This is a genomic window from Kitasatospora sp. NPDC059973, from assembly GCF_042737525.1.
Taxonomy (GTDB): domain Bacteria; phylum Actinomycetota; class Actinomycetes; order Streptomycetales; family Streptomycetaceae; genus Kitasatospora.
The window spans coordinates 12,696-25,843 of the sequence record NZ_JBHWUI010000121.1 but is presented as its reverse complement, the minus strand read 5'-3'; the positions used below and the strand labels follow the sequence as shown (position 1 = coordinate 25,843).

General features: G+C 74.4%; 18 protein-coding genes and 1 pseudogene. 8 read left to right on the top strand and 11 right to left on the bottom strand.

Annotated elements, in window-relative coordinates; genetic code table 11:
* The 3 genes and pseudogenes from ACFWA9_RS27870 to ACFWA9_RS27860 all read left to right on the top strand — a co-directional run.
* Window positions 1-143: pseudogene (locus ACFWA9_RS27870) on the top strand (ABC transporter); the annotation flags it as partial.
* The gene (locus tag ACFWA9_RS27865) at window positions 140-925 is read left to right on the top strand and encodes an ABC transporter permease (RefSeq protein ID WP_380390612.1); all 786 of its coding nucleotides are present in this window, start codon (window positions 140-142) and stop codon (window positions 923-925) included. The pseudogene ACFWA9_RS27870 and the gene ACFWA9_RS27865, both read left to right, overlap by 4 nt.
* 151 nt (window positions 926-1,076) lie before the next feature.
* The gene (locus tag ACFWA9_RS27860; RefSeq protein WP_380390610.1) at window positions 1,077-1,799 is read left to right on the top strand and encodes a DUF4232 domain-containing protein; all 723 of its coding nucleotides are present in this window, start codon (window positions 1,077-1,079) and stop codon (window positions 1,797-1,799) included.
* Between the two features lie 110 nt (window positions 1,800-1,909).
* On the opposite strand, the gene ACFWA9_RS27855 is transcribed toward ACFWA9_RS27860, so the two are convergent.
* From ACFWA9_RS27855 to ACFWA9_RS27830, 6 genes are all read right to left on the bottom strand, one after another.
* Window positions 1,910-2,398, bottom strand: coding sequence for a hypothetical protein (locus ACFWA9_RS27855; RefSeq protein ID WP_380390608.1), 489 nt, complete (start codon window positions 2,396-2,398; stop codon window positions 1,910-1,912).
* Between the two features lie 119 nt (window positions 2,399-2,517).
* Window positions 2,518-2,958, bottom strand: a complete 441-nt coding sequence (locus tag ACFWA9_RS27850; protein ID WP_352297113.1) for a VOC family protein — start codon at window positions 2,956-2,958, stop codon at window positions 2,518-2,520.
* A 64-nt stretch (window positions 2,959-3,022) separates the two neighbouring features.
* On the bottom strand, window positions 3,023-3,850 hold the full coding sequence (locus ACFWA9_RS27845) for a TIGR03084 family metal-binding protein (RefSeq protein ID WP_380390606.1): 828 nt from the start codon (window positions 3,848-3,850) through the stop codon (window positions 3,023-3,025).
* Between the two features lie 173 nt (window positions 3,851-4,023).
* Window positions 4,024-5,556, bottom strand: a complete 1,533-nt coding sequence (locus tag ACFWA9_RS27840) for an AMP-binding protein (RefSeq protein ID WP_352297126.1) — start codon at window positions 5,554-5,556, stop codon at window positions 4,024-4,026.
* Between the two features lie 96 nt (window positions 5,557-5,652).
* The gene (locus ACFWA9_RS27835; protein WP_359810711.1) at window positions 5,653-6,033 is read right to left on the bottom strand and encodes a MerR family transcriptional regulator; all 381 of its coding nucleotides are present in this window, start codon (window positions 6,031-6,033) and stop codon (window positions 5,653-5,655) included.
* A 58-nt stretch (window positions 6,034-6,091) separates the two neighbouring features.
* On the bottom strand, window positions 6,092-6,865 hold the full coding sequence (locus ACFWA9_RS27830; protein WP_380390603.1) for an SDR family NAD(P)-dependent oxidoreductase: 774 nt from the start codon (window positions 6,863-6,865) through the stop codon (window positions 6,092-6,094).
* A gap of 261 nt (window positions 6,866-7,126) precedes the next feature.
* Between ACFWA9_RS27830 and ACFWA9_RS27825 the strand changes: the two genes are divergently transcribed.
* The 3 genes from ACFWA9_RS27825 (at window position 7,127) to ACFWA9_RS27815 (ending at window position 8,636) form a co-directional block, all read left to right on the top strand.
* Window positions 7,127-7,585, top strand: coding sequence for a group II truncated hemoglobin (locus tag ACFWA9_RS27825; RefSeq protein ID WP_352297133.1), 459 nt, complete (start codon window positions 7,127-7,129; stop codon window positions 7,583-7,585).
* Entirely contained in the window at window positions 7,582-8,187 is a 606-nt protein-coding gene (locus ACFWA9_RS27820; protein ID WP_380390601.1) for a GNAT family N-acetyltransferase, read from the top strand. Before ACFWA9_RS27825 ends, ACFWA9_RS27820 begins: the two co-directional genes overlap by 4 nt.
* 68 nt (window positions 8,188-8,255) lie before the next feature.
* On the top strand, window positions 8,256-8,636 hold the full coding sequence (locus ACFWA9_RS27815; protein WP_329487027.1) for a VOC family protein: 381 nt from the start codon (window positions 8,256-8,258) through the stop codon (window positions 8,634-8,636).
* A 56-nt stretch (window positions 8,637-8,692) separates the two neighbouring features.
* On the opposite strand, the gene ACFWA9_RS27810 is transcribed toward ACFWA9_RS27815, so the two are convergent.
* Together ACFWA9_RS27810 and ACFWA9_RS27805 are read right to left on the bottom strand one after the other, a co-directional pair.
* On the bottom strand, window positions 8,693-9,271 hold the full coding sequence (locus ACFWA9_RS27810; RefSeq protein WP_380390599.1) for a maleylpyruvate isomerase N-terminal domain-containing protein: 579 nt from the start codon (window positions 9,269-9,271) through the stop codon (window positions 8,693-8,695).
* A 97-nt stretch (window positions 9,272-9,368) separates the two neighbouring features.
* On the bottom strand, window positions 9,369-10,151 hold the full coding sequence (locus tag ACFWA9_RS27805) for a dioxygenase (protein ID WP_380390597.1): 783 nt from the start codon (window positions 10,149-10,151) through the stop codon (window positions 9,369-9,371).
* 107 nt (window positions 10,152-10,258) lie between these two features.
* On the opposite strand from ACFWA9_RS27805, the gene ACFWA9_RS27800 reads away from it, so the two are divergent.
* On the top strand, window positions 10,259-10,726 hold the full coding sequence (locus tag ACFWA9_RS27800; RefSeq protein ID WP_352297187.1) for a MarR family transcriptional regulator: 468 nt from the start codon (window positions 10,259-10,261) through the stop codon (window positions 10,724-10,726).
* Here ACFWA9_RS27800 and ACFWA9_RS27795 read toward each other — a convergent pair.
* The 3 genes from ACFWA9_RS27795 to ACFWA9_RS27785 all read right to left on the bottom strand — a co-directional run bounded on the left by ACFWA9_RS27795 (window position 10,692) and on the right by ACFWA9_RS27785 (window position 12,754).
* On the bottom strand, window positions 10,692-11,966 hold the full coding sequence (locus ACFWA9_RS27795; protein ID WP_380390595.1) for an RNA polymerase sigma factor: 1,275 nt from the start codon (window positions 11,964-11,966) through the stop codon (window positions 10,692-10,694). The genes ACFWA9_RS27800 and ACFWA9_RS27795 overlap by 35 nt on opposite strands.
* Window positions 11,967-12,038: 72 nt before the next feature.
* Window positions 12,039-12,416, bottom strand: a complete 378-nt coding sequence (locus ACFWA9_RS27790) for a YciI family protein (RefSeq protein ID WP_329487023.1) — start codon at window positions 12,414-12,416, stop codon at window positions 12,039-12,041.
* A 41-nt stretch (window positions 12,417-12,457) separates the two neighbouring features.
* Window positions 12,458-12,754, bottom strand: a complete 297-nt coding sequence (locus ACFWA9_RS27785) for a TOBE domain-containing protein (protein ID WP_352297148.1) — start codon at window positions 12,752-12,754, stop codon at window positions 12,458-12,460.
* A 121-nt stretch (window positions 12,755-12,875) separates the two neighbouring features.
* Here ACFWA9_RS27785 and ACFWA9_RS27780 point away from each other — a divergent pair, with 121 nt between their 5' ends.
* Window positions 12,876-13,148, top strand: a complete 273-nt coding sequence (locus ACFWA9_RS27780; protein WP_352297190.1) for a metalloregulator ArsR/SmtB family transcription factor — start codon at window positions 12,876-12,878, stop codon at window positions 13,146-13,148.

Here is a 13,148-nt window from a genome sequence, read left to right as displayed (position 1 = left end):
CCGTCCTCGACCGGCTGGACGCCACCGGCATCGAGGCCGACGAACTCACCGTCCACACCCCCGACCTCGACGACGTGTTCTTCGCCCTGACCGGCTCCAGCGTGCCCGCCCAGAACAACCAGTCCAAGGAGACCGTCCGATGAGCACCTTCACCCTCGCCGCCCGTGACTCGGCCACCATGCTGCGCCGCAACCTGCTGCACGCCCGGCGCTACCCGTCACTCACCCTGAACCTGCTGCTCACCCCGGTCATGCTGCTGCTGCTCTTCGTCTACATCTTCGGCAACACGATGAGCGCCGGCATCGGCAGCGGCGACCGCTCCGCCTACATCGCCTACCTCGTCCCCGGCATCCTGCTGATGACCATCGGCAGCACCGTCATCGGGGCCGCGGTGTCCGTCTCCACCGACATGTCCGAGGGCATCATCGCCCGCTTCCGCACCATGGCGATCCACCGCGGGTCGGTGCTCGTCGGGCACGTCGTGGGCGGCGTGCTGCAGTCGGTCGCCAGCGTGGTCCTGGTCGGCGCGGTCGCCGTGGCCATCGGCTTCCGCTCCACGGACGCCACCGCCCTGGAGTGGCTGGCGGCCTTCGGTCTGCTCGTCCTCTTCGCCCTGGCGCTCACCTGGATCGCGGTCGGGATGGGCATGGCCAGCCCGAACGCCGAGGCCGCCAGCAACAGCGCGATGCCGCTGATCCTGCTGCCGCTCATCTCCAGTGCCTTCACCCCCGTCGACGCGATGCCGGGCTGGTTCCAGCCGATCGCCCAGTACCAGCCGTTCACGCCGGCCATCGAGACGCTGCGCGGCCTGCTGCTCGGCAGCGGGATCGGCTACAACGGCTGGCTCGCCGTCGCCTGGTGCCTGGCGCTCACCGCGCTCGGCTACTTCTGGTCGACCTCGACGTTCAACCGTGACCCGAAGTAACCGGGATGACGGTGCGGGTCGCCTCCCGCACCTCGCCCCGCCCCAGGGCGGCGTACCGACACCGGGTGTCGGCCTGCGCCGCCCTGCCGGCGTTCCCGCCCGCCGTCGTGCGGAGCGCCTTCCCCGGGCCGTCCGGACGACGGTTCGTGTCATGATCGTCCGCATGAACCCGACGCCGCCGAACGGAAACCGTCGAATCGCGCCGCCGGCCCGGGCGGCGCTGCTGCTCGTGGGGGCGGCCCTGCTGGCGGGGTGCGGCAGCACGCAGGTGTCGGGCGCGGGCGGGGGAGCCCCGGGGCCCGTGGGCGCGACCGGCGGCAGGACCTCCGCGAAGGCCACCGCCCCGAACACTCCCAGCTCGGCGGCCCTCCCCACACCGACGCCGGTGCCGGCGCCGACCTGTTCCCCGGAGGGCGTGTCGCTGGCCGCGGAGGAGGCGAACGCCGCCATGGGCCTGCGGGTGATGGCGATCCGCCTGACCAACTGCGGAGCCGCCCCCTACACGCTGAACGGCCGACCGGGGGTCCGCGTCCTCGACGCCGACCGTGCGCCGCTCGACATCGCCGTGCAGAAGGGCTCGGCCGGCATCGCGACCCTGGAGGGCTTCGACGCGGCGCCGACGGCGGTGACGCTTCGGCCCGGCGAGTACGCGGCGTTCCAACTGGTCTGGCGCAACACCGTCACCTCGGGGACGAAGGGGGCCGACAACGGGCGCTTCCTGGAGATCGCCCCGCTGCCCGGCCGCCCCGCGGTCGTCGTCCCGGCCTACCTCGATCTCGGCACCACCGGCCGGCTGGGCATCTCCGCCTGGGCCGAGGCCACCGCGGCCGCCCGGCCGGGGAACGACCGCCCGGGAGCCTCGCCCGCCCGGTAGCCGAGCCCGGCTCGGGATGGCGGAGCACCGGTCGCCCGGGTACCGGCGCGGCGCAGTCGTGGGGGCGCCTGCGCCGCGCCGGGGCTGGAGGGGGAGCGGGAGCGGCGGGCTCAGAAGGCGGGGGCGTCGTTCAGCTCGACGATCCGCAGATCACCCAGGCGCACGGTGTACCAGACCTCCTGGCCGCTGCCGCCGCCCCAGTACTCGGTGAAGCGGATCGAGGCGAAGCCGTGCTCCTCCCCGACCTGCTGCACGGACCACTCCGACGGCACGTTCTGGGCGCGGAACACCGGGTCGGCCCCGTGCTCGGAGGCCCAGGCGTCCAGCCGGACGTTCAGGTGCGGGGCGAGGAAGCGCTCGCGGACGGCGCGCGGCGTCTCGCCGCTCTGGTGGAGCACCGCCCTGCTGTACTCCTCCGCGAAGGTGACCACCCGGTGGGCGGCGGCCGTCCCGGCCCGGACCTCCCCCCGGGAGGCGCCGGGCACGTCGGTGGGCCGGGCGGAGGCCGCCTGGGCGGAGCCGGCCGGCCCACCGATCGCGAGCAGGCCGGCGAAGGCGGCTCCGGCCAGAACGGTACGCAGGGCGTCAGCGCGAATCATGGGGGAATTCCATCATTCGTCGACGAACTCCGTATATCGCCGGAAGGAGTGGTTTGGGCGCCCACCGTTGTTATTTGACGATCGATCACCCAGCGCTCCGGCGGGCCGGGGCCCGGTCGTCAGCTCAGCTGCTCGGCGAGCGCGAGGATGATGCCGCTCGGCCCGCGGAGGTAGCAGAGCAGGTAGCTGTCCTCGAAGCGCGTCACTTCGCCGACGAGTTCGGCGCCGTGCGGGCGGAGGCGGGCGAGGGTGTCCGCGAGGTCGTCGACGGCGAACATGACGCGGTGCAGGCCCCGTGTGTTCGCCGGGGTGGTCTCCGGCTCGGGGGTGATCGCCTCCGGGCTGTGGTACTTCGCCAGTTCGAGCCGGCCCGGGGCGCCCGGGATCCGCATCATCGCGATCTCGCTCCGCATGCCGTCGAGCCCGACGACGGCTCCCGCCCAGCGTCCTTCGATCGGCATCCGGCCTTCCAGCTCCATGCCGAGTTCGAGGAAGAAGGCGACGGCGGCGTCGAGGTCGTCGACGACGATGCCGACGTTGTCCATGCGCTGAATGGTCATGCGGCCCAGGGTAGGGGCCGGGTACGACGACGCCGGTTCGGCGGGCCCGTCGCACCCGCCCGTCTCACCCGCCCGCCGGGCGTCCCTTGCCCGGGTTCCCGGCGAAGGCCTGGGCGATCGGCAGCCAGGCCGCGGCCGTCGGGCCGGTGGCGCTCAGGGCGAGGTCGTCCCGGTGGCGGCGCTGGGTCACCAGCAGGCAGAAGTCCAGGGCCGGTCCGCTCACCCGGTCCGCCGCGTCCTCCGGGCCCCAAGCCCACAAGTCGCCTTCCGGCGAAGTCAGTTCGACCCGGACCGGGGTCTGCGGCGTGGGCAGCCCGTGCAGGGTGAAGGCGAATCCCATGGTCCGTACGCCCAGGTGGGCGATGTGCCGCAGCCGCGCGGTCGGCTCGCGGACCGCGCCCAGGGTGTCCGCGACGTCCTGCCCGTGCGCCCAGGTCTCCATCAGCCGGGCGGTCGCCAGCGACGGGGCCTTCATCGGCGGCCCGAACCACGGGAGCCGGAGGCCGTCCGGGGCCTCGGCCAGCGCCGACCGGAGCCGTTCCCGGCCGGCCCGCCAGCGCGTCAGCAGCGCGTGCGGCTCCTCCGCCGCGCCGCGCGCCGCGCCCTCGTCGACCGGGTCCGCGCCGGCGGCCAGCAGCTCGCCGAAGACCCGGCCGGACTCGGCGACGAAGGCCTCCGGATCGCGGGCGGAGAGCGTGGTCCAGTCGTCCGTCCAGGCCAGGTGGGCGATCTGGTGCGCGATCGTCCACCCCGGCGCGGGGGTGTCCGTCGCCCACTGCTCGGGCGCCAGCGGGGCCACCAGGTCGTCCAGGGCTTCGCTCTCGGCCCGCAGGTCGTCGAGCAGGCCGGTCAGCACAGCTGCGGCCGCCGGGGCCGTACCGTCCGTCGTCATGGGCGTCCTCGTCTCCTCGGTAGTGACTCACCGGTAACCCGAGCCCGCACCCTACGCCGTGCCCGCGGCCGCCACCCGCAACTCCACGGAACCCGCCGGTCGGGACGCCCACCGGCGCACCGGGAGGGCGCGCCGGGTGCCGGGCCGGGAGCCCGGCACCCGGACCGGACCGGTCAGTTGACCTGCCGGTCGCGCTCGACCCAGTAGGGCTCGCGGAGCCGGAACTTCTGCAGCTTCCCGGTGGTGGTGCGCGGCAGGGTGTCCCGGAACTCCACCGAGGTGGGCGACTTGTAGCCGGCCAGCCGCTGCTTGCAGTGCGCGATGAGGTCGGCCTCCAGGACGTCGTACCCGGGCTTGAGCACGACCAGGGCCTTGACCGTCTCGCCCCACTTCTCGTCCGGCACGCCGATCACCGCGACCTCGCCGACCGCCGGGTGGTCGTAGAGGCAGTCCTCCACCTCGATCGAGGAGACGTTCTCCCCGCCGCTGATGATGACGTCCTTCTTCCGGTCCGAGATGGTCAGGTAGCCGTCGGTGAGGGTGCCGCCGTCCCCGGTGTGGAACCAGCCGTCCCGGACCGCCTCCGCCGTCTCCTTCGGCCGCTGCCAGTAGCCGTCCATCACGACGTTGGCGCGGACGAGCACCTCGCCCTGGCCGTCGACCCGCACCTGGTTGCCGAGGGCCGGCGCGCCCGCCTGCACCAGCTTCTCCGCGCGCTCACCGGCGGGCAGTTCGTCCCACTCGGCGCGCGAGCGGTTCACCGTGACCACCGGCGAGGTCTCGGTCAGGCCGTAGATCTGCATGAACTCCCAGCCGAGTTCGGCCTCGACCCGCTGCACCACGGAGGTCGGCGGCGGCGCGCCGGCCACGATCATCCGCACCTTGTCCCGGCCGGGGACGGGGCCGTCCCAGTCGGCGGCCGCGTCCAGCACCATCTGGACCACCGCGGGCGCGCCGCTCAGGAAGGTCACCCCGTGCCGCTCGACCCGGCGCAGGATCTCGGCGCCGTCCACCTTGCGCAGCACGATGTGCCGCGCGCCCAGCCCGGTGAGGGCGAACGGCAGGCCCCAGCCGTTGGCGTGGAACATCGGCAGGGTGTGCAGGTAGACATCCCGGTCACCGGCACCGAAGTGCAGGCCCATCAGCACGGAGTTCAGCCAGATGTTGCGGTGGGTGAGCTGGACTCCCTTGGGGCGGGCGGTGGTTCCGCTGGTGTAGTTGATGGTCGCGGTGTCGTTCTCGCCGATCTCGTAGCGGCGCGGCGCGCGGTCGAAGTCGTACAGCCGGGCGTCGCTGTCCGTGCCGAGCACGAAGGTGTGCCGGGCGCGGACGCCGGCCAGCGGCTCGGCGAGTTCGGGGTCGACCAGCAGCACGGAGGCGCCGCTCTGCTCGACGATGTACGAGACCTCCTCGGCCCGCAGCCGGAAGTTCACCGGTACCAGGACCCGGCCGTGTCCGCTCACGCCGTAGAGCGAGGTCATCAGCCGGGCCGAGTTGTGCGACACGATCGCGACCCGTTCGCCCGGCCCGACGCCCAGCCGGTCCAGGCCGGCCGCCTGCGCCCGGGCCAGCTCGGCTACCCGGCGGTAGGTCAGCTCGCCCCAGGATTCGGCGGGTTGCGCCGGCTCGTCGACGATGCCGACCCGGTCGCCGTAGACCAGCTCGGCCCGGTCGAGGAAGTCCATCACGGTGAGTGGAATCTGCATGCGCCCACTGTCCTCCGCCGACCGCCCGCTGCACACCCCTGATCAAGGGTGTCACCCGGACGGGCCGCGAGTGTCAGCGCCCGCCGCCCGTCACCGTCAGCGGTCGCCCGCCACCACCGGCGCCGCCTCGTCGCCGGCCGCCGTCAGCGCGGCGAGCAGCCGGTCCCGGGCCTCGGTCTGGGCGGCGATCCGGCGCTCCAGGACGGCGAGCCGGTTCCGGGCGATCCGCAGCGCGCCGGCCGAGGGTCGCGCGGCCAGCATGTCGCCGTCCAGGCAGGACAGGAAAGGCCGGACGTCCTCCAGGGTGAACCCGGCCGCGAGCAGGCCGCGGATGTTGCGGACCCGGACGGCCGCCGAGTCCTCGTACACCCGGTAGCCGTTGGCCGCGCGCGAGGACGCGATCAGCCCGGCCTGCTCGTAGTGCCGCAGGGCCCGGGCCGTGCTGCCGGTCACCCGGGCCAGTTCGCCGATCCGCACCGCTGCCCCGCCCCTTCCCGGACGGCACCGCCCGGCTCGCTCCGGACCACCGCCCGGCTCACCCCACGACGGCACCGCCGTCCACCGGCAACACTACTCCGGTGACGAACGAGGCCTGTGGAGAGGCGAGTTGCGTGATCGCCCAGGCCACCTCGGCGGGCCGGCCGATCCGCCCGAGCGGGGTGTGGGCGATCTGCCACCGCCGGACGGCCTCCCGCTGTCCGGCGTCGAGCCCGGAGTGCTCGCCGATCGGGGTCTCGATTGCCCCGGGCGCCACCGCGACCACCCGCACGCCGCGCGGCGCCAGCTCCACCGCCCAGCTGCGGGTCACCGACTCCAGTGCGGCCTTGCTCGCCGCGTACACCGCGTTGCCCGGCCAGCCGCGCTGACCGACGGACGTCGTGACGTTGACGATCACGCCCCCGCTCGCCTCCAGCGGCGCCAGAGCGGCCTGGCCGAGCAGGACGGCGGCGGTCAGGTTGGTCGCGAGCTGGTCCGCGACCGCGTCCCGGGTGATCCCGCCGAGGGCGCCGCCGCGGACGATCCCGGCGTTGTTCACCAGTACGTCCAGCCTCCCGTACCGGTCGAGCACCTCGCGTACGAGTGCCTCGGGGGCGTCGGCGCCGGTGATGTCCGCGGTCAGCGGGTGGATCCGGCCGGGGGCACCGCGCACGGTCTCCGCCAGTGGCTCGGCCCGCCGTCCGACCGCCACCACCTCGACCTCCGGGCCCTGGGCCGCGAAGGCGTGTGCGGTGGCCCGGCCGATCCCCGTCCCGGCGCCGGTGACCAGCACGATGCGGGTGGCCGGTCGGTGCTGCGTGTGCTCGTTCATGCGGTCCACCCTCCGACCCTGCCGCCAGTGGCAAGGTCAAGCGGGTGCCCGGCTCCGGTCGGGGGCGGCGGGCGGAGTACCGGCGGCGGCGGGCGGAGGACCGGCGGGGGCGGTGGGCCGGAACATCCGCCTCCGTTTGCTGTGCCGGGCGCGAACAGGAGCCGCCCGGGGGCGGTCGAGGGCCGGGCGGGCTGCTAGGAAGGTGCCCTCGGAAAGGCGCCGTCGGAAAGGTGCCCTCGGATCCGAACGGGGAGAACACGCATGAGCGACGAACGGCCCGAGAGCCTGTACGACGCGCTGGGGGGCATGGAGGCACTCCGCCGTCTCAGCAACACCTTCTACGAGGGCGTCCTGGCCGACCCGGTGCTGAAGCCCGTCTTCGCGAACTTCACCACCACCCACATCGAACACGTCGCCGTCTGGCTGGCCGAGGTCTTCGGCGGCCCGGCCCGGTTCACCGCGGACCTCGGCGGCCACCAGGCGCTGCTCCGCACGCACCTCGGACTCGCCATCACCGAGGAGCAGCGCGGGCGCTGGATGGAGCTGATGGGCGCCGCCGTGCGGCAGGAGCTGCCCGGGGACGAGCTGCTGCGCCGCCGGGTGCTGGAGTACTTCGACTGGGGCACGAAGATCGCCAGGGACGTCTCCGCGGCGCCCGTCGGCGAGGACCTCGGGGACCCGGGGCCGACCCCGCGCTGGGGCTGGGAGGGCCTGCGATGACGGTCGCCACCGAATCGCCCGTCGCCGAGGGCCTGCTGCTGCGCCCGTTCCGGGACGAGGACGCGGCTGCCCTGGTCGAGATCTACCGGGACGAGACGCTGCGGCACTTCACCCGTACCCCCGTGGCGGACCTGGACGAGGCGGCCCGCTGGCTGGAGGCGCAGGAGCGCGGCCGGGCGGCCGGCGAGCGGTACAGCTTCGCCGTCCTGGCGCCGCTCGGCGGCCCCGCCGGGGCGTTGCCCGCCGACGGCGGCCCGGCCGGGGAGCGGCCGGCCGAGCTGGTCGCCAACGTGGTGCTCAAGCGCGGCGCGCCCGGTGCGCCGGCGGCCGAGGTGGGCTACTGGACGGCCGCCGCCGCCCGCGGCCGCGGCGTGGCCCCGCGCGCGCTGGAGGGGCTCACCCGCTGGGCGTTCGCGGCTTTCGCGGCGGACGGGCTGGTCCGGCTCGACCTGCTCCACCAGGTGGACAACACGGCCTCCTGCCGGGTGGCCGAGAAGGCCGGCTACCGGTTCGGGAGCGTTCTGCGGGCCAGCCCGCCGGAGTTCCCCCTGGACGGCCACCTGCACAGCCGCTCGGCCGGCCCGCGCAGCCGCTCGGCCTGACCCCCCATTGACGGGTTCGCGGCGAATCGGGTGGACGCGGGCCGGGGCGGCGGTCCAGAGTGCTCCCCATGGCTTCTCTGGTACGACATGTGACGATCGACTGCGCCGACCCCTACCGCCTCGGCGAGTTCTGGGCGAAGGTGCTGGACGGCAAGCTGGCCGACGACGACTTCCCGGGGGACCCGGAGGCCCTCCTGGAGACGCCGGGCGCGGTGCTGCTGTTCATCCGGGTGCCCGACGGCAAGACCGTGAAGAACCGCGTCCACCTGGACCTCCAGCCCCAGGACCGCTCCCGGGACGAGGAGGTGGAGCGCCTGCTGGAGCTGGGCGCCACCGTCCACGACGACCAGCGGCGCCCGGACGGCACCGGCTGGGTGACCATGGCGGACATCGAGGGCAACGAGTTCTGCGTCGAGCGCAGCGCCGCCGAGCGGGCCGCCACCGCCTGACCGGTCGCCGGCTCCCCGGCCCCCGGCTCCTGGCTCCCGGCTCCTAACTCTCGGGGTCACTCCCCGGCCACGGCCGCCCGCCAGCTCCACGAGGTCCTGCGCGGACGGCCGTTCAGCTCGCCGCGCCCGGTGCACCAGAGCAGGACGGCGGTGGACCCGCCGGCCGGGGCGTCGGGGAACAGCCGGGCCAGGACCGCCGCGCCGAGGCCAGCCGGGGGCCGCCAGGACAGGCCGAGCCCGAGGGCGATGTCATGGGTGTGCAGCAGCAGTTCGGCCACGCCCATCGCGGCGAATCCGGCCGGGTCGCAGGGCCCGTAGTGCCAGGCCCGCAGGTCGGGCGGCGCGGCGTCCAGGGCGGTGGCCAGCAGGTGCCCGCAGGCCGTCACCACCGCCAGGACGTCCTCGGGCGGGGCGTCGGCCCGCACGGTGAGGTCGAGCGGCAGGTATCCGGCGGCGGGCCGGGCGGCGAGCTGCCCGGCGTAGCCGAGCAGGTCGTGCGCGAGGTGGACGGCCGTCTCCCGGCAGCTCCACTCCAGCGGCCCGGCCGGCGCGGCCCAGGCCGGGCCGTCACCGGTGTGCGGACCGAGGGTGTCCCGCAGTTCGCCGAGCGCGGCCCGGACGTCGTCACCGTTCATGGCGGCAGCCTCTCACCTCCCCCGGCGCGCCGGGCCCGTCCCGTGGGCGTGCGCGACGGCCCGCCGTCCGGGCGGTCCGGGCCGTTCGCTGTGCCGGTCAGCCGAGCTGGATCGAGCGCTTGGCCAGGCCCATCCAGAACCCGTCGATCACGCTGCGCTGGCTGCCCAGGTCGGCCTCGCCGGCGCCGAGGGTGACGAACAGCGGGGCGAAGTGCTCGGTGCGCGGGTGGGCGAGCCGCCCGGCCGGGGCCTTCCGCTCGAAGTCGAGCAGCGCGTCCAGGTCCTCGGCCGCCAGGGCGCGGCGGCCCCAGTCGTCGAACTCGGCCATCACCGAGCTGATCCGGCCGTCGGAGCTGAGCGCCCGCAGGTTGTGGGTGAAGAAGCCGCTGCCGACGATCAGCACGCCCTCGTCGCGCAGCGGGGCGAGCCGGCGGCCGATCTCCAGCAGCCGTTGCGGGTCCAGGGTGGGCATGGAGACCTGGAGGACGGGGACGTCCGCCTCGGGGAACATCTCCACCAGCGGGACGTAGGCGCCGTGGTCCAGCCCGCGGTCCGGGATGTCCTGGACGGGCGTGCCGGGGGCGCGCAGCAGTTTGCGGACCCGCTCGGCGAGCGCGGGGGCGCCGGGGGCGGCGTACCGCACCTGGTAGTAGTGCTCGGGGAAGCCCCAGAAGTCGTAGACCAGCGGCACGGTGGTGACGGCCCCGAGGGCCAGTGGGGCCTCCTCCCAGTGGGCGGAGACCATCAGGACGGCCTTGGGACGGGGCAGCTCGGCGGACCAGGCGGCCAGCTGGCCGGGCCACAGCGGGTCGTCGGCGAGCGGCGGTGCGCCGTGCGAGAGGTAGAGGGCGGGCATGCGCTCGGGGGCGGCGGTGCTCATGACGGCTTCTCTCGCTTCCAAAGTAGTTCAATTTTGAACCTCGACACGTCGACCGTACACCTTGGTTCGAATTTGAACAACAGGAGTACGCTTCCTCCATGGCCTCCCTGAACGAACCGCGCTGGCTGGACCACGACGAGATGGCCGCCTGGCGGGGCTTCGTCACCGCGAGCAACCTCCTGAACCGCCGGCTGGAACGCCAGCTCAAGGAGGACTCCGGCCTCTCGCACACCCAGTACGAGATCCTGGTGCACCTCTCCGCCGCCCCGGCCGGCTCGCTGCGGATGACCGAACTGGCGGAGAAGCTCGTCACCTCCAAGAGCGGACTGACCTACCAGGTCACCCAGCTGGAGCGGATGGGCCTGGTGGGCCGCCGTTCGTGCCCCAGCGACGTGCGCGGCGTCTTCGCCGAACTCACCGACGAGGGGCGGGACATGCTGCGCCGGGCGGCGCCCGGCCACGTCGCCCTGGTCCGCGAGCTGCTGATCGACGTGCTCAGCCGCGAGCAGCTCGCCGTGCTGGCCGAGGGCCTCGGCGAGGTCAGTGCCCGGCTGCGTCTGGACGACGGGGCGTAGCGGGGGCGACGGCGGCCGCGGCCCGCTCCAGCAGCAGGGCGCGCTCCCGCGCGTTGCCGGCCAGCGACGCCGCCCGCTCGAACTCCGCCCGGGCCTCCTCGGCCCTCCCGAGCCGCGCCAGCAGGTCGCCGCGCACGCTCGGCAGCAGGTGGTATGCCCGCAGGGCCGGCTCCGCCGCCAGCGCGTCCACCAGCTCCAGTCCGGCCGCCGGGCCCCGGGCCATCGAGACCGCCACCGCGCGGTTCAGCTCGACCACCGGGGACGGCGTCAGCGCCGCCAGCCGCCCGTAGAGCGTGGCGATCATCGCCCAGTCGGTGTCCTCGTAGCGGGCGGCCCGCGCGTGGCAGGCGGCGATCGCGGCCTGGACCGCGTACGGCCCGGTGCCGGCCAGCCGCAGGGCCGCGAAGCCGCGCCGGATCAGCAGCCGGTCCCAGCGGGCGCGGTTCTGGTCGGCCAGCAGCACCGGCTGCCCGTCGGGACCGGTGCGGGTCGCCGTCCGGGACGCCTGGAACTCCAGCAGGGCGGCCAGGCCGTGGACTTCGGGCTCCTGCGGGGCCAGCCCGGCGAGTACCCGGGCCAGCCGCAGCGCGTCCTCGCAGAGCCCCGGCCGGAGCAGGTCGTCGCCGGCCGTGGCCGCGTAACCCTCGTTGAAGATCAGGTAGACGACCTCCAGGACGGACGAGAGCCGGGCCGCCCGGTCCTCGCCGCGGGGGACCTCGAACGGCACCCGCGCGGTGGCGAGCGTCCGTTTGGCCCGGACGATCCGCTGGGCGACGGCCGGTTCGGTGCTGAGGAACGCCCGGGCGATCTCCTGGGTGGTGAGGCCGCCCAGCAGCCGCAGGGTGAGCGCGATCCGGGCCTGGGCCGACAGCACGGGGTGGCAGGCGGTGAAGATCAGCCGGAGCAGGTCGTCGTCGATGTCGTCCGGCTCGGCCGGCTCCGGCGGCGCCACGTCCTCCAGCGTCCGGCCGACCTCCGCGAGCTTGCGCGCGTACGTCTCCCTGCGGCGGACCAGGTCGATCGCGCGGTGCTTGGCGGTGGTCATCAGCCACGCGCCCGGCCGGTCCGGGACGCCCTGCGCGGGCCACTGCTCCAGCGCGGCGACCAGCGCGTCCTGGGCGAGCTCCTCGGCGATGCCGACGTCCCGCACGATGCGGGTGACACCGGCGATGATCCGCGGGGACTCGATCCTGAACACGGCCTCGACCGCCGCGGTCGCGCTGCTCTCCGTCACGGCCACCCATCAGAGCAGCCGGACGGCACCGGGGCAAACGCGGCGCGGCGGCCGGGCGCGGGCCGGGCGGGTCGGGGATCAGGCCTCCGGCGGGGTGGTGTTCCCGTCGATCTGGCGCAGCTCGGCGCCGACCTTCCAGCTCTCCGGGTGGATTTCCAGGAACCGCTTGGTCCACTCCAGGGCCTCGGCCTTGTCCTTGCACTGCATGATGGCGTAGCCGCCGACGACCTCCTTGGTCTCGGTGAACGGCCCGTCGGTGAAGCTCAGCTTCCCGCCCTCCCAGGTGACCCGGGTGCCCTCGGCGGTCGGCAGCAGCCCGGCGGTGTCCAGCATCACCCCGGCCTTGGTGATCTCCTCGAACAGCGCCCCCATCCGCTGCTCGAACTCCGGACCCGCCGACTGCATGTCCGGGGCGTCCTGCTCGTCGATACGGATCAGTGACATGAAGCGCGGCATGGTGACTCCTCGGTCGGGAGGGCGGGGCTTCTCCCCGCCTCTCACCCCTGCGTCGAACGGGGAGCGGCCGTTTCGACAGCCGCGACGGAATTCTTTCCGGAGATTCCGGGAGCGGCCACCGCAGGGCGCCGGGCGGTCGTCTCCTGGGCGGAGATCGCGGCCGCCTCGGCGGTGATCGCGGCGGTCAGGGCGCCGTCCGCGACCTCGACCTTCACCCCGGCCGTCGCGCCGCCGGCGGCCACCTCGGCGACCGCGCCCGGGATCTGGTCGCGGCTGCTCGGCCCGGCGGCCCGGCGGCCCGTCGCGACTGCCAGGGCTCGGGCGCGACGGGCTCGCATCTGGCGCCCCGACAGTTCAGTACTTGCTGAATTCAGCTACCGCTGTACTGTGGGAGTCATGGAACCGACCGCCGTGAACCCCCGCAACCCGCACCTGCCTGCCGAGGCGCAGGAGGCGGCCATGGAGCGGGTGGGCAAGGCCCTCGCCGACACCAGTCGGCGCCGGATCCTGCTCGCCCTGCTCGCGGCCCCGCACTACCCGGCCGACCTCGCCGAGGAGCTGGGCCTGACCAGGGCCAACGTCTCCAACCACCTCGCCTGCCTGCGCGACTGCGGCCTGGTGCGGACCGTCCCCGAAGGCCGCCGCACCCGCTACCACCTGGCCGACGACCGCCTCGCCCACGCCCTGCGGGACCTGCTCGCCGCCGTCCTGCCGCCCGAGAAGGAGCACTGA

Excerpts from the sequence above, each read along its gene's own strand:
- ACFWA9_RS27850 (WP_352297113.1), bottom strand. The coding sequence starts at position 2,958 with ATGACCATTCAGCGCATGGACAACGTCGGCATCGTCGTCGACGACCTC.
- ACFWA9_RS27860 (WP_380390610.1), top strand. The coding sequence starts at position 1,077 with ATGATCGTCCGCATGAACCCGACGCCGCCGAACGGAAACCGTCGAATC.
- ACFWA9_RS27815 (WP_329487027.1), top strand. The coding sequence starts at position 8,256 with ATGGCTTCTCTGGTACGACATGTGACGATCGACTGCGCCGACCCCTAC.
- ACFWA9_RS27830 (WP_380390603.1), bottom strand. The coding sequence starts at position 6,865 with ATGAACGAGCACACGCAGCACCGACCGGCCACCCGCATCGTGCTGGTC.
- ACFWA9_RS27845 (WP_380390606.1), bottom strand. The coding sequence starts at position 3,850 with ATGACGACGGACGGTACGGCCCCGGCGGCCGCAGCTGTGCTGACCGGC.
- ACFWA9_RS27790 (WP_329487023.1), bottom strand. The coding sequence starts at position 12,416 with ATGCCGCGCTTCATGTCACTGATCCGTATCGACGAGCAGGACGCCCCG.
- ACFWA9_RS27855 (WP_380390608.1), bottom strand. The coding sequence starts at position 2,398 with ATGATTCGCGCTGACGCCCTGCGTACCGTTCTGGCCGGAGCCGCCTTC.
- ACFWA9_RS27865 (WP_380390612.1), top strand. The coding sequence starts at position 140 with ATGAGCACCTTCACCCTCGCCGCCCGTGACTCGGCCACCATGCTGCGC.
- ACFWA9_RS27785 (WP_352297148.1), bottom strand. The coding sequence starts at position 12,754 with ATGCGAGCCCGTCGCGCCCGAGCCCTGGCAGTCGCGACGGGCCGCCGG.
- ACFWA9_RS27780 (WP_352297190.1), top strand. The coding sequence starts at position 12,876 with ATGGAGCGGGTGGGCAAGGCCCTCGCCGACACCAGTCGGCGCCGGATC.
- ACFWA9_RS27820 (WP_380390601.1), top strand. The coding sequence starts at position 7,582 with ATGACGGTCGCCACCGAATCGCCCGTCGCCGAGGGCCTGCTGCTGCGC.
- ACFWA9_RS27805 (WP_380390597.1), bottom strand. The coding sequence starts at position 10,151 with ATGAGCACCGCCGCCCCCGAGCGCATGCCCGCCCTCTACCTCTCGCAC.
- ACFWA9_RS27810 (WP_380390599.1), bottom strand. The coding sequence starts at position 9,271 with ATGAACGGTGACGACGTCCGGGCCGCGCTCGGCGAACTGCGGGACACC.
- ACFWA9_RS27825 (WP_352297133.1), top strand. The coding sequence starts at position 7,127 with ATGAGCGACGAACGGCCCGAGAGCCTGTACGACGCGCTGGGGGGCATG.
- ACFWA9_RS27840 (WP_352297126.1), bottom strand. The coding sequence starts at position 5,556 with ATGCAGATTCCACTCACCGTGATGGACTTCCTCGACCGGGCCGAGCTG.